Origin of the sequence: Marivita lacus (assembly GCF_014637725.1) — a bacterium.
Lineage (GTDB): Bacteria > Pseudomonadota > Alphaproteobacteria > Rhodobacterales > Rhodobacteraceae > Marivita > Marivita lacus.
Genome location: NZ_BMFC01000006.1, coordinates 32,938 through 46,407 on the forward strand (window position 1 = coordinate 32,938; position 13,470 = coordinate 46,407).

Genomic DNA, 13,470 nt, shown 5'->3' on the forward strand with positions numbered 1-13,470 from the left:
AGACTTTGGGGCGGTTTGTGTCTGGCCGCCCGCGATCTGTTCAGGCGAGGGGGCAATGGCATGAGACGGATAGGCCTCGATGCGGCGGATATCCGCATTCTCAGCGCGGTGCAGCAGCATGGCCAACTCAGCAAGACGCGGCTCGCCGAGATCGTCAACATCTCTGCCACACCCTGCTGGGTGCGGCTGGACCGGCTCAAGGCAGCGGGGTTCATTCGCAGCTTTCACGCCGATATTGCGCTGGAACGGGTCTGCGATTTCACGCAGGTGGTCGTCACCGTGTCGCTGACCCATCACCGCAAGGCCGATTTCGACCGGTTCGAGACATTCGTCCGCGATCAGGACGAGATCATCGACTGCATCGCCACGGGCGGTGGGATGGATTACGTCTTGAAGGCAGTCTGCCCGAACCTGACCCAGTTCCAGGAGTTGATGCAGAAGATGCTCGATGCCGAACTGGGGGTCGATCGCTACATGACCTATATCGTCACGCGCAGCATCAAATCGACTCGCCCAAATATCTCCAAGCTGCTCGCCGCATCGGTGCGTTAGCGCTGTCGGTCCGAACGGTCCGGGCGGGATCGAAAAATCGGGCTGTTCAGACCTCCCAGACGATATTTTTTGGTCCGCGCACCTGCACGTTCCGCGTCTAGATAAGCGCCAGGTTCAATCCATCCGGACGCGATGCGACGGGGGGCGTAAAGGGGAGATTACGATGCACTCAGATGACTTCGGCTTTGGCACACAGATCCGCAAATCACCTTATTTCGATGCAACCGTGCGTTGGGGCGCCAAGGGATTTTCGGTCTACAACCACATGTATATTCCGCGTGATTTCGGCGATCCGGAACAGAACTTCTGGACCCTCGTGAATGACGCCATCCTGTGTGACGTGGCGGTCGAGCGCCAGGTGGAAATCACCGGGCCGGACGCGGCGGCGTTCGTGCAGATGTTGACCCCGCGCGATCTGTCGACGATGGCGGTCGGCCAGTGCAAATACGTGCTCATCACCAATGCCGAGGGTGGCATCCTGAACGACCCGATCCTGCTGCGGCTGGCGGAAAACCATTTCTGGATCTCGCTGGCGGACAGCGACATTCTGCTCTGGACCCAAGGCGTCGCCGTGCATTCGGGCATGGATGTCACGATCTGCGAACCCGACGTCTCCCCGCTCCAGTTGCAGGGTCCGAAATCGGGCGAGATCATGCGCGCGCTGTTTGGCGACGACATCATGGACCTGAAATACTACTGGCTGCGCGAGGTCGATCTGGACGGGATCCCGCTCATCGTGTCGCGCACCGGCTGGTCAAGCGAACTGGGCTACGAGCTTTACCTGCGCGACGGATCACAGGGCGATGTGTTGTGGGAACGGATCATGGCGACCGGCATGGCCTACGGTCTCAAGCCCGGGCACACCTCGTCGATCCGGCGGATCGAAGGTAGCATGCTGTCCTACCATGCGGATGCGGATATCAACACCAACCCCTACGAGCTGGGCCTTGATCGGCTGGTGAACCTTGACATGGACGCCGAATTCATCGGCAAGGCGGCATTGCGCCGGATCAAGGACGAGGGTGTCACCCGCAAGCAGGTCGGTCTGATCATCGATTGTGACCCGATGAAGGGGCCTAACACGACCTTCTGGGCGATCAACAAGGACGGCACCAATGTGGGCAAGGTCACATCGGCGGTCTATTCGCCTCGGCTGGAATGCAACATCGCGCTGGCGATGGTGGCGGTGGACTGCGCCGTGATCGGTGCAGAGGTCGAGGTTGTGACCCCTTCCGGCCCGACCCGCGCGACCGTTGTCGAACGTCCGTTCTACGATCCCAAGAAAAAGCTTGCCGCTGCCTGAGCACGCTGGCCCGAAGAAAGACCTGACCCATGTCCGACCTGTCGATCGAGCTGCACTGGCAGCGCGCCGAACCCGTCTTGCTGACCGGCAAGTATTCCAACGCACATAAAGTGCAGTTCAACGATACGTATGACGTGACCGTGGACGCCGCCCCCGATTGGGGCGGCGATCCGTCCAACACCAACCCCGAACAGGCCCTCGCCTCGGCGCTGTCATCCTGCCACATGATGACCTTCCTCGCACTTGCGGCAAAGGCCGGTTGGCCGGTGGTGGGCTATAGCGATCGCGCCGTCGCGCATCTGGGCAAGAACGCCAAGGGCCAGATGTCGGTCACGCGCATCGACCTGCACCCGGTGGTGCGGTTCGACACCGGGTTTGCCCCCGACGAAGGTGAAATGGACAAGATGCAGCACCGCGCGCACCGCTATTGCTTCATCGCCAACACGCTGGCCGACAGCGTCGAGATCAACATCCTCTGACCTGACGGAGCCTTTCCGATGACCCAAAGCGACATCCTTTTGCGGGAGCTTGATGACAGCGGCATCCTGCGCCTGACGCTCAACGACGTGGGGCGGCGCAATGCCTTGTCAGAGGCGATGCTGACCGCGCTGGGCGGGGCCTTTACCGAGGCGGGTCGCGATCCGTTGGTGCGGGTGATCGTGCTGGCCGCCAATGGCCCGGCGTATTGCGCGGGGCACGACCTCAAGGAAATGACCGCCGGTCGCGACGGGCCAGACGGCGGGTGGGCCTATTTCACGCGCATCATGACGCAATGTTCCGGCGTGATGCAGGGCATCGTGAATTGCCCCAAGCCGGTGATCGCCGAAGTGACGGGCGTGGCCACGGCGGCGGGGTGTCAGCTGGTGGCAAGCTGCGATCTGGCGATTGCCGCCGACACCGCACGGTTCAGCACGCCGGGGGTTCATATCGGGCTCTTCTGTTCGACCCCGATGGTGGCGCTGTCGCGCAACGTGGCGAACAAGCACGCGATGGAGATGTTGCTGACGGGTGACATGACGCCCGCCGACCGCGCCGCAGAGATCGGGCTGGTCAACCGCACCGTCGGGACAGATGACCTGCGCGATGCGGTGATGGAGATGGCCCGAAAGATCGCGTCGAAATCCAGCATGACACTGGCCACCGGCAAGCGGGCGTTCTACGCTCAGCGCGAGATGCCGCTGGCCGAGGCTTATGCCTATGCCAGCCAGGTGATGGTGGACAACATGCTGGCGCGTGACGCAGAAGAGGGCATAGGCGCCTTCATCGAAAAGCGCGCGCCCCAATGGCAGGATGCCTGAATTGACGCAACAGAACCCCTACAACACCGGTCTTGATCGCAACCCCGCGAATTATCAGCCGCTGACCCCGCTGACCTTTCTCGAACGTGCGGCGACGGTGTTTCCCGACCACATCGCGATGGTGCATGGCGCGTTGCGGCGCAACTATGCCGAGTTCTACAGCCGGTCGCGGCAGTTGGCCTCGGCACTGGCGGAACGCGGGATCGGGCGGGGGGATACCGTGTCGGCCATGTTGCCCAACACACCCGCGATGCTGGAATGTCACTATGGCGTCCCCATGACCGGCGGTGTGTTGCATTCGATCAACACCCGTCTGGACGCTGCGATCATCGCGTTCCAGCTGGATCACGCGCTGGCCAGGATCGTCATCGTGGACCGCGAGTTCATGCCGCTGATGCAGGAGGCGCTGGCGCTGGCGACGGTGGAACCGCTGGTGATCCAGTATGACGATCCTGAATTCACCGATCCGACGCCCGCGTGCGAGGTCATCGACTATGACGCCTTTGTCGCCGGGGGCGATCCTGATTTCGCATGGCTGATGCCCGAGGACGAATGGGACGCGATCTCGATCAACTACACTTCCGGCACCACCGGTGATCCCAAGGGTGTGGTCTCGCATCACCGGGGCGCGTACCTTTTGGCGCAGGGCAACGCGCTGACCACGTCGATGCGCAAACACGCGGTCTACCTGTGGACGCTGCCGATGTTCCATTGCAACGGCTGGTGTTTCCCCTGGACGCTGTCGGCGATCATCGGCACCCATGTCTGCCTGCGGCAGGTGCGGGCCGAGCCGATCTGGGCGGCACTGGCGGACGAGGGTGTGACCCATCTGTGCGGCGCGCCCATCGTGATGTCGCTGATGATCTCGGCACCGGGCGAAGTGAAACGCGACCTCGACCAGACAGTACAGTTCTTCACCGCCGCAGCACCGCCGCCCGAAAAGCTGTTGGCGGACATGAAAACCGCAGGGTTCGACGTGACGCATCTCTACGGGCTGACCGAAACCTATGGTCCGGCCGTTGTGAACGACTGGCACGCCGATTGGTCCGATCTGCCGCTCGCCGAACAGGCCCGGCTGAAGTCGCGGCAGGGTGTGCGGTATCTGCCACTCGAAGGGCTCGATGTACTGGACCCCGAAACCATGCAACCGGTGCCTCGCGATGGCAGCACGATGGGCGAGGTGATGTTTCGCGGCAACGTCGTGATGAAGGGGTATTTCCGCAACACCAAGGCCACCGAGGAGGCGTTTGCCGGGGGCTGGTTCCATTCTGGCGATCTGGGGGTGCGGCACCCGGATGGATATATCCAGCTCAAGGATCGGTCCAAGGACATCATCATCTCGGGCGGCGAGAACATCTCGTCTATCGAGGTGGAAGAGGTGCTGTATCGGCATGACGCTGTTGCGGTGGTGGCGGTGGTTGCCATGCCGCATGACCGCTGGGGCGAAACGCCCTGTGCCTTTGTCGAGCTGGCCTCGGGCCAGCAGGCGGATGCGGATGCGCTGCGCGATTGGTGCCGGGAGCATCTGGCGCATTACAAGGTGCCGGGGCGGTTCGTCTTTGCCGAGATCCCGCGCACATCGACGGGCAAGATCCAGAAATTCGCCCTGCGCGAACAGGCGCGAGCGCCGGCCTGAGGCTACAGGCCAGCCGTCACGCGATCCGGTCGTAGACGCCCGCCTTGAGGTCTTCGAGGATCATGTCGGAGGCTTTCTCTCCGATCATGATGGCGGGTGCGTTGGTGTTGCCCGACACGATTTCCGGCATGATCGAACAATCGACCACCCGCAGCCCGGCGATGCCGTGCACTCGCAGGCGCGCATCGACCACGGCATCGCCGCCCGGGCCCATCTTGCAGGTGCCCGTGGGGTGGTAGATCGTTGTCGAATTGTTGCGCGCCCAGTTCAGCGTGCCGTCGTAGTCGTCTAGGGCAAGGGTGCTGTCGGGGCGGTATTCCTCGGAGATCTTGTGTGTCAGCGGCGCGTGACGCGCGATGCGGCGAGCAATCCTGATGCCTTCGACAATCGTGCGGCAATCGGTGTCCGTGGAGAGGTAATTCGGGTGGATTTTCGGATAGACCGCCGCGTCGGATGAGGCGAGCCGGATGGTGCCGCGGCTTTCGGGACGCAACTGGCAGACCGACATGGTGAAGGCCGAAAACGGGTGAACGCCCGCGCCAGGGCTGTCGGCGGACCACGGTTGCACATGGAACTGGATGTCGGGCGTGTCGACATGGTCGCCGCTGCGCATGAAGCCCGTGGCAAGGCTGGCCGCCATCGCCATCGGCCCGGTGCGGAACAGCGCGTATTTCACCGCGATGCGGGCCTGATCGACGATGCTGCGCACCTCGTCGTTCAGGGTTGGGTCCTTGCATTTGAAGACAAGCCGCGCCTGCAGATGGTCCTGCATGTTCCGGCCAACACCGCGCAGATCGTGGCGCACGGTGATGCCGTGATCGCGCAGGTGGTCCGCCTCTCCGATGCCCGAGACCATGAGCAGTTGCGGAGATCCGATGGCGCCCGAGGACAGGATCACCTCGGCGCGGGCCTTGACCGTGTGCTCGATGCCGCCGGCGTCGCGATAGGCCACACCTGTGGCGCGTTTGCCGTCAAAGAGGATGCGGCTGGCCGCGGCCCGTGTGACGATGGTGAGGTTCGGGCGGGACCGCGCGGGATTGAGGAACGCCACCGCGCTGGAGCATCGCCGCCCGTTGCGGGTGGTCAGTTGGAAATAACCGACGCCTTCCTGCGAGGCGCCATTGTAATCGGGGTTGAACGGGTATCCGGCCTCTTGCGCGGCAGCGACCCAGGCGTCGCAAATGGGACGTTGCAGGCGCATGTTGGACACGGAAAGCGGGCCTTGGTCGCCGTGAAACTCATCGGCCCCGCGTTCCTGGTTTTCCGAGCGTTTGAACAGCGGCAAAACATCGTCCCAAGCCCAGCCCGGATTGCCCATCTGCGCCCAGCGGTCGTAATCCTGCGGCTGTCCGCGCACGTAGAGCAGACCGTTGAGCGAGGACGATCCCCCCAGAACCTTGCCGCGCGGCCAGTCGAGCTGCCGCCCGTTCAGACCGGGGTCGGGTTCGGTGCGGTAACACCAGTCCACCGACGGATTGTGCATCGTCTTGAAGTAGCCGACGGGGATGTGAATCCACGGATTCCAGTCGCGCCCACCGGCTTCGAGCAGGATCACCTTGACGTCCGGCCGGGCGCTGAGGCGGTTTGCCAGAACGCATCCGGCCGAGCCTCCGCCAACGATTACATAATCTGCTTCCACGACGGTTTCCTTGAGGTGATCAAAAAACTCTATGCAAAACGAAAATACCAGTCTAGCCTTTTTTGAAAGCATAAGTCTCAATAATTGCTAAAACGGGAGGATAAGCAATGAAGATCGGAGATCGTATCAAGGGAGTCTCGCGTCGGGATTTCTTCAGAATTGCGGGAACTTACGGGATGAGTTCAACGCTTCTGGCGGCGGGCACATTCGGCGGCGTCATGACCGCAGCCAGCCTCGCAAAAGCGGCGGAATCAACCTACAACAAGCGCTTTGGCAAGGAAGCCAAGCACACGCTGAAATTCGGCGCAGCGGGTTTCAACCCGCAGAACCTGCTGATCGAACGGGCCGGCTGTCTCGAGTTCGCGCGCGATCTCGAAGAGCGCACGGATGGCGAGATCCGCATCGAGTTCATCGGCAACAACCAGATCTGCAGCCAGCTGTCCTGCGTCGAGAAAACCCAGCAGGGCATCATCGACATCTACGCGGCGTCCACGCAGAACTCTGCTGGCGGCGCGCCCTATCTGAACGTTCTGGATTACGCGTACATGTTCCGCAGCCGCGCGGACCAGTATTACTTCATGTATTCGCCTGAATCGCAGCGCATCCTGCGCGATCCGTTCGAAAAGCGTCACGGTCTGAAGTTCCTCTTCACCCATGCGGAACTGCGCGGCATCCAGTTGGGCCAGAGCTTTGCCGACAAGCCGACCGTGACGACGCTTGAAGAGATGATGGGCACCAAGAACCGTGTGACGGGCACGCAGCTTGGCCGGATCGCGATGGAAGCGCTGAACCTGAACCCGGTTCCGATCGCCTGGGAGGAAACGCTGGACGGTCTGAAGCAGGGCCTGATCGACGGTGCGGAAACATGGGCATCCGCCGTGGCTTATGCCAACATGTCGCCCGTCGTCAGCCAGAGCGTCGATCTGCGCTTCTTCTGCGGCACCGAGCACACCGCCATGCGGTCCGAGACCTTTGACGGGCTGTCGGGCGAGTTGCAGGACGCGGTGATGGAATCCTCGTATCTGACGCAGGTGCATGTGCAGGCCGCCAACGAAGCAGCGCTGGTCAACACCGTCGGGTTCACCGATCCACCGATGCCCGGCACGATCTTTGCGGAAAACAACGTGCGCGTGGCGAAACTGCCCGAAGCAGAAATTCGCAAGGCCGAAGAGATGTGTTCGCCGGAGTTCCATCCCCAGCTTTGGGAGCAGTGGCGCGAGCGGATCAACGGCTGGGCCGATGGCATCGACACGTATCAGGACATCTACACCGAAGTGCGCAACAACCCGCACACGCTGGCCGAAAACGTCGAACCGCGTCGTTGGTGGAGAACCTGATCCGCATGGCCGGATGAGACCGAAACAGCCCCGCATCGACGGGGCTGTTTCACCTAAAGACGCACAGACCGGATCAATCCGGCACAGTCTTCACTTGGGAGGAAGGGACAGATGGAACTCTGGTCCGATTTCAGCGCACTGGTCAGCGCGCTAGCCAGTCAGGATTCCTGGACGATCCGGCAGGCTTTGGCACCGAATTCGGTGTATGTGTTCAGCGCAATTTTTCTGCTTCTGGCGGGATTGGCCCTGTCCTGGGTCTATCACAGCGTGCCGATAGTCGAGCGGTACTTTGAACGCTCAGTGATGATCATCTGCTATCTCGGAACCGCCGGGATCATCTTTTGGGGGGTGATCGACCGGTTCGTCTTTTCCAACCAACAACCCTGGTCGACAACCATTCCGCCCTTCCTGTTCATGGTGATGGCGTGGTTCGGCGCGGCCTACAACATTCGCGTCCGCACCCATCTGAGCTTTTCGGAGTTCCGCAGCCGCATGCCGCGCGGGGGCCAACTGGCGTGCCTCTGGCTCGATTTTGTCCTGTGGTACGGGTTTGCGCTGATCTTCCTTGTGACCACGATGCGCGTGGTTGCCCTGTCTGCCTCGAACTTCCAGATCGTTCTGGGAACCGACGACACAATGCAGTGGTGGTTCCTTCTGAGCGCGCCCTTTGCTGCGACGCTGATGGCCGCGCGTGCCATCGAGAACATTCAGGATGACATGAAGAATTTCCGGTCGGGCGAACCACTGATCCGGCAGGGCGTCATCGGGGGAGACACATAATGACCGACGGAACCATCATCACACTGATCTCCTTGGGCGTGACGTTCCTGTTCATGCTGGGCGTGCCGGTCCTTCTGGTCATCGCGTATTGGGTCATCGGGTGTTCCTTCGTGCTGGGGCTGACGCTCGACAACATGGGGGCGGAACTCCTCAACGTGTTCAACAAGGGCTTTGCCCTCTTGGCGATGCCGCTGTTCATTCTGACGGGCGACCTGATCAACAAATCGGGCATCGCACGACGATTGTCGGATTTCGCCTATGCCTGCCTGGGCTGGATGCGGGGCGGGCTGGCGATGGCGTCGCTCGGTGCCTGCGGATTGTTCGCGGCCATTTCGGGCTCCAACTCGGCCACAACGGCCACCATCGGGTCGATGCTGCACCCCGAGATGGTCAAGGGCGGGTATGACGAACGCTTCTCGGCAGCGACCGCGGCGGCGGGCGGCACGGTGGGGATCATCATTCCGCCGTCGATCATCTTTATCGTCTACGGGTTCCTGATGAACCTGCCGATCTCCGATCTTTTCGTGGCGGGAATCATCCCCGGCGCGCTGATGGTGATCGGGATGCAATTCGCCTGCTGGATCATCTGCCGTTTGAACGGTTGGGGCTACCTAATCCCGCTGCAACTGAACCGGGTTCTGAAAACCGCATTTGGCGCATGGCTTGGCTTTTTCGCCATCGGGCTGGTGCTTTGGGGCATCTACACCGGCAAGTTTTCCCCGACCGAGGCGGCGGGGGTCACGGTGGGCTTCTGCATCATCGCGGGGCTTGTGTCCTGGGTCGTCAGCCGCCTGATGCGTCAGGACCCGGCCAAGACCTGGGAGGACAAGAGCTATGGCGAGATGCTGGTCGTCGAAGGGTTCACCCTGTGGCAGATCCCCGGCATCACCATGCGGTCGGCCGAGATCACCGGCATCCTTGCGCCGCTGATCGCGATTTCCGTTGTGATGCAGCAGATCCTGTCGCTCTTGGGGGCGCAGCAGGTGATCGGAGATTTCGTGACCGCGATGGGGGGGTATTACGCGGTGCTGTTCACGGCAATGATCATCGTCTTCGTGTCGGGCATGGTGCTTGAATCGCTGCCGGTGACGATCATCCTCGCGCCCATTCTTGCGCCGATTGCCGCAACCGTCGGTGTCGATCCGATCCATTTCTCGGTGGTCTTCCTGGTGGGAGCGTCGATCGGGTTCATCACGCCGCCTTACGGGCTTAACCTTTACGTGGCGTCGGGGGTGACGGGTGTTCCGTATTTCCGTCTGCTCAAGTACACGGTGCCCTATCTTGTCGCTTTGATCAGTGTTTGGGTTCTTGTCGCCCTAACGCCTCAGCTGGCGTTGTCCCTACTGCCGAACAGGTGAGATCAATGCATGCCCGACGCTTCTGCTTCTGAGACCAAAGGGCAGATCCCGACAAATCTGCGGCTTCTTCTGATCCTGGAAGAAGTCGCACGGGCAGGGGTGCCGGTTGCCCCGTCCACCTTGGCCGATGCGCTGGGTCTGCCGAAACCGACCATCCACCGCCTGCTGGCCACCGCCGAGGAAGAGGGGTTTCTGCAGCGCGATATCGACGGGCGGTCCTATGGACCGGGCAGGCGGCTGCGCAAACTGGCGGGCAATGCCCTGTCCTCGCAACGGCTGCGCACCGAACGGTTGACCATCATGCAGGCCCTCGAAAGCGAGGTGGGCGAGACCTGCAACCTTGCTGCGCCGGGGCGTCACGGGATGGTGTACCTCGACCGGGTCGAAACGCATTGGCCGCTGCGCATCCAGCTGCCGGTGGGAACGCAGGTGCCGTTCCATTGCACGGCAAGCGGCAAGATGTACCTGTCTTCGCTCCGTATCGACAAGCTCAAGCGGGTGCTGACATGGCTTGAACTGGAGCCCAGTACCGAAAGGTCCATCACGGGGGTCGCGGAATTGCTTGAGGAACTTGCGATCACGCGGAACCGCGGGTTTTCCACCGACAACGGCGAATTCATGGAAAACATGGTGGCGGTTGCCGTGCCCATTCGGGACAGTGAGGGACGCCTGTTGACCACCTTGTCGATCCATGCGCCACGCCAGCGCTATGATCTGGACAGCCTCATCGCGATGGTGCCGCAGGTGCAGGAAGCCGCGGGACGGCTGGAGATGCTGGCGCGGAGCTAGTCTTCCGTCTGCGTCATTCGCAGCCGCCGACCGCCCATTGACGCAGGTTGCGTTTGAAGATGCCACCGAACGGATGCGGTTTTTCCAGTGATTTCTGACCACTGAGCGTCAGGTATACATTGGCCTGATCGCAAAGCCGTTCCTTGTTCCACTCGTGGCAGTTGGTGCAGGTCTCTGCTTTCCAGAACTCGTCTGGCAGCCCTTCGACGGGTGGAAAAAGCGGCGAAAGGTTCGTGATCTCGGACAGCACAATCCCGTCGATCACCGAACCCGGCGCGACCAGTGGCAGATCGAACTTGACCACATTGGGAACGCTCGATCGTTCCTGTTCGATGGCGGCCAGTGCCAGTTCGGTCTCTTCGGTCACTTGTGTCACGCCTTCACCGACAGGATCGACGCTGGCATCTGCCTGAAGCGCCTCAATCTCGCCGCGGGCGAATTCGGAGAAGGTGCCATCCGGGAAGGCGTCAAGATATTGGCGATAGGCGTCAATGGTGGGGTTGGCTTGCGCCGCCTCGAACATCGCCTGTTCGTCTGCTGAAGGCCCGGCAGGGGCAGGACGTTCGACCGCAACCGTGCCGTTTGTCAGTTCCGCCTCGATCGCTGCGGACAGCAGGGCGCGGGCCTCGTCAGCATAGGCGCTGTCAGGATAGCCGCGCAGGAAGAGCATGATCTGCACCGGGTCCTTGGTGGCCTGCACCGACTCCCACAATTGGCGGGCAGCAAGGTCTTCGGGGTCTTCAATCGGCGCAGTCACGAAGGTGAAATCATTGGTCAGCGAGGACGTGTCCCAAGGGGTCTGCTGGCCGTTTGTCTTTTCGAGCACCGACACGCGGACCTGCTTGAACATCTGTTCTACCGGAACGCCGGGTTTCGTCATTTCGCGGGCCAGCGCGGTGGTGAAGGGGCTGTTCTGTCCAATACCGTCCAGCGCGACGGCCCCCGGAGAGGTGGCGTAGGACAGGAAGGTGCCGGTGGGCGCCTTCATCTCGGCCAGACCGGGCGAGTCGAATTCGGCCATGCTTTCGAACGGGTTGTTGCGGCAGGCATCGAGAATCACGAAATTCGTCCGATTGCGCGCTGATGCCATCTGGCGAAGCACCGACTGCGCCTCGACGCCTTCCAGGTCCAGGTCGGCCGCGTCATTCAGAGCCACGTCGACGGGCAGAAGGTAGTTGTTGCCGAAGCTTTGAACGCCGTGGCCCGCATAGTAGAAGAGACCCGTCGTGTCAGCCCCGCCATCGCGCAGGTTGCGACCGAAATCCGACAGCGCCTGCTTCATCTCGGTCTGCGTGGCGTCGATGAGAAGAGTGACCTGAAAATCGATCTGTTCCAGCGTCGCCGCGATCAGTTCCGCGTCGCGGGTCGGATTGTCGAGGGCGGACACGGTCTCGTAGGTGGAATTGCCGATCACCAGCGCGATGCGGTCCTGTGCCATCGCAGGCACGCTGCCAGCCGCCAGAACAAGCGCGGCAAATGTTGAATGTGCAAGGAATTTTCCCAGTCGTCTTAGCCAGTCGGTCAAAGTTTCCTCCTGCCGTAGCCGGTCGGTACAATCTGAAATGGTTTTTCTGAGCTCAATGTCCACAATGTATCGCGTGTCCTAGGCAAGCATGCAAGGTTTATGCTAAACTCTCTTTTTATAAAGTTTGAATCTCTTCACCTGTGTACGCAATTCATCTGCGAGGCCATCATGAGACCAATTCTTAAACATTTATTCCATGCCGTCGCCCTTGTGGTTCTTTTGCCCATCGGGATGGCATCCGCCCAAAGCTCCGACCCGTTCGAGTATGGTTGGAATCTGGATGCTGACGCGTCCGAATTGAGGTTTTTGTCAGTCAAGAAGTCAAAGATTGCCGAAACAAGCTCTTTTGCAACGCTTTCCGGCCTGATCACCGAAGACGGTCAGGCGCAGGTGCGGGTGCTTCTGGACTCGGTCGATACAAAGGTCGATCTGCGCAACGTGCGGATGCGCTTTCTGTTTTTCGAAACCTTTCGGTTCCCCGAAGCGGTGATCACGACCGAACTGTCGCCGGAACTGCTGACCGATCTGCATCTGACCCGCCGCAAGGAAATCGACCTGCCCTACACCTTCACCCTGCGCGGTGTGACGCTGGAACGGTCGACCGATGTGTCGGTGACACTGATCGACAACGACCGCGTGGTCGTGTCGTCGATCACGCCGATTGCCTTTACGCTCGAAGAGCTTGATCTCGAAGAGGGGCGCAAGAAGCTCGAAGAGGCGGCCAATGTCGACATCACGCCCGTCGGTATCGTCAGCTTCAACTTCGTGTTTGACCGGGCGCAGCAGGGAACACCGCCGGATTTACCTGAGGCCGTGTTCACACCGGCGGCCGTGGCGCTCGAGGACAAGGGCATCATGACCGAAGAAGCCTGTCTGGGTCGTTTCGAGATCCTGTCCAAGACCGGCAATATCTTCTTTCCGTCCGGCAGCACGCGGCTGGACGACCAGAGCCTGCCGCTTCTGGAAAACATCTACGACATCGTGAATCGCTGCCCGTCTTTCCGTCTTGAAATCGCGGGCCACACGGATTCCATCGGCAGTGATCAGCAGAACCAGAGCATCAGTGAACGCCGCGCGGCGTCGGTGGTCAGCTGGCTCACTGACAAGGGCATTCCGCGCGATCGCCTGACTTCGGTGGGATATGGCGAGGCGCGGCCGATCGTGGACAACGATACGCCGGAGAACCGCGCGCGCAACCGCCGGATCGAATTTACCGTGCTGGTGGAATAGGCCGGTCGGCGAAAGCCGGATCG

Annotated in this window: 12 protein-coding genes; 10 read left to right on the forward strand and 2 right to left on the reverse strand. The window is 61.3% G+C overall.

The genetic code is table 11. The features are described from left to right. The first annotated feature begins 60 nt into the window (after nucleotides 1-60). The 5 genes from IEV82_RS12735 (at nucleotide 61) to IEV82_RS12755 (ending at nucleotide 4,789) form a co-directional block, all read left to right on the forward strand. Complete coding sequence (locus IEV82_RS12735) at nucleotides 61-552, forward strand: Lrp/AsnC family transcriptional regulator (RefSeq protein ID WP_188482418.1); 492 nt, start codon at nucleotides 61-63, stop codon at nucleotides 550-552. A 163-nt stretch (nucleotides 553-715) separates the two neighbouring features. Continuing rightward, nucleotides 716-1,855, forward strand: a complete 1,140-nt coding sequence (locus tag IEV82_RS12740) for a glycine cleavage T C-terminal barrel domain-containing protein (protein ID WP_188482419.1) — start codon at nucleotides 716-718, stop codon at nucleotides 1,853-1,855. A gap of 29 nt (nucleotides 1,856-1,884) precedes the next feature. Further along, nucleotides 1,885-2,334, forward strand: coding sequence for an OsmC family protein (locus IEV82_RS12745; protein WP_188482420.1), 450 nt, complete (start codon nucleotides 1,885-1,887; stop codon nucleotides 2,332-2,334). Nucleotides 2,335-2,352: 18 nt separating this feature from the next. After that, on the forward strand, nucleotides 2,353-3,153 hold the full coding sequence (locus tag IEV82_RS12750; protein WP_188482421.1) for an enoyl-CoA hydratase: 801 nt from the start codon (nucleotides 2,353-2,355) through the stop codon (nucleotides 3,151-3,153). A 1-nt stretch (nucleotide 3,154) separates the two neighbouring features. Beyond that, entirely contained in the window at nucleotides 3,155-4,789 is a 1,635-nt protein-coding gene (locus IEV82_RS12755; RefSeq protein ID WP_229747786.1) for an acyl-CoA synthetase, read from the forward strand. A 16-nt stretch (nucleotides 4,790-4,805) separates the two neighbouring features. On the opposite strand, the gene IEV82_RS12760 is transcribed toward IEV82_RS12755, so the two are convergent. Beyond that, the gene (locus IEV82_RS12760; RefSeq protein ID WP_229747787.1) at nucleotides 4,806-6,428 is read right to left on the reverse strand and encodes a GMC family oxidoreductase; all 1,623 of its coding nucleotides are present in this window, start codon (nucleotides 6,426-6,428) and stop codon (nucleotides 4,806-4,808) included. A gap of 107 nt (nucleotides 6,429-6,535) precedes the next feature. Here IEV82_RS12760 and IEV82_RS12765 point away from each other — a divergent pair, with 107 nt between their 5' ends. From IEV82_RS12765 to IEV82_RS12780, 4 genes are all read left to right on the forward strand, one after another. Continuing rightward, the gene (locus IEV82_RS12765; RefSeq protein ID WP_188482424.1) at nucleotides 6,536-7,765 is read left to right on the forward strand and encodes a TRAP transporter substrate-binding protein; all 1,230 of its coding nucleotides are present in this window, start codon (nucleotides 6,536-6,538) and stop codon (nucleotides 7,763-7,765) included. Nucleotides 7,766-7,876: 111 nt separating this feature from the next. Further along, nucleotides 7,877-8,545: a TRAP transporter small permease gene (locus tag IEV82_RS12770; RefSeq protein WP_188482425.1), complete on the forward strand. Its 669-nt coding sequence runs from the start codon at nucleotides 7,877-7,879 to the stop codon at nucleotides 8,543-8,545. Then, nucleotides 8,545-9,903, forward strand: coding sequence for a TRAP transporter large permease (locus IEV82_RS12775; protein ID WP_188482426.1), 1,359 nt, complete (start codon nucleotides 8,545-8,547; stop codon nucleotides 9,901-9,903). Before IEV82_RS12770 ends, IEV82_RS12775 begins: the two co-directional genes overlap by 1 nt. 9 nt (nucleotides 9,904-9,912) lie before the next feature. Next, nucleotides 9,913-10,692, forward strand: coding sequence for an IclR family transcriptional regulator (locus IEV82_RS12780; RefSeq protein ID WP_188482427.1), 780 nt, complete (start codon nucleotides 9,913-9,915; stop codon nucleotides 10,690-10,692). A gap of 13 nt (nucleotides 10,693-10,705) precedes the next feature. Here the strand turns inward: IEV82_RS12780 and IEV82_RS12785 are convergent, their stop codons facing one another. Continuing rightward, the gene (locus IEV82_RS12785) at nucleotides 10,706-12,217 is read right to left on the reverse strand and encodes a caspase family protein (protein WP_308420433.1); all 1,512 of its coding nucleotides are present in this window, start codon (nucleotides 12,215-12,217) and stop codon (nucleotides 10,706-10,708) included. A gap of 168 nt (nucleotides 12,218-12,385) precedes the next feature. On the opposite strand from IEV82_RS12785, the gene IEV82_RS12790 reads away from it, so the two are divergent. Continuing rightward, nucleotides 12,386-13,447: an OmpA family protein gene (locus tag IEV82_RS12790; protein WP_188482428.1), complete on the forward strand. Its 1,062-nt coding sequence runs from the start codon at nucleotides 12,386-12,388 to the stop codon at nucleotides 13,445-13,447. Nucleotides 13,448-13,470 lie beyond the last annotated feature (23 nt).

Excerpts from the sequence above, each read along its gene's own strand:
- IEV82_RS12790 (WP_188482428.1), top strand. The coding sequence starts at position 12,386 with ATGAGACCAATTCTTAAACATTTATTCCATGCCGTCGCCCTTGTGGTT.
- IEV82_RS12735 (WP_188482418.1), top strand. The coding sequence starts at position 61 with ATGAGACGGATAGGCCTCGATGCGGCGGATATCCGCATTCTCAGCGCG.
- IEV82_RS12780 (WP_188482427.1), top strand. The coding sequence starts at position 9,913 with ATGCCCGACGCTTCTGCTTCTGAGACCAAAGGGCAGATCCCGACAAAT.
- IEV82_RS12765 (WP_188482424.1), top strand. The coding sequence starts at position 6,536 with ATGAAGATCGGAGATCGTATCAAGGGAGTCTCGCGTCGGGATTTCTTC.
- IEV82_RS12750 (WP_188482421.1), top strand. The coding sequence starts at position 2,353 with ATGACCCAAAGCGACATCCTTTTGCGGGAGCTTGATGACAGCGGCATC.
- IEV82_RS12740 (WP_188482419.1), top strand. The coding sequence starts at position 716 with ATGCACTCAGATGACTTCGGCTTTGGCACACAGATCCGCAAATCACCT.
- IEV82_RS12745 (WP_188482420.1), top strand. The coding sequence starts at position 1,885 with ATGTCCGACCTGTCGATCGAGCTGCACTGGCAGCGCGCCGAACCCGTC.
- IEV82_RS12770 (WP_188482425.1), top strand. The coding sequence starts at position 7,877 with ATGGAACTCTGGTCCGATTTCAGCGCACTGGTCAGCGCGCTAGCCAGT.
- IEV82_RS12775 (WP_188482426.1), top strand. The coding sequence starts at position 8,545 with ATGACCGACGGAACCATCATCACACTGATCTCCTTGGGCGTGACGTTC.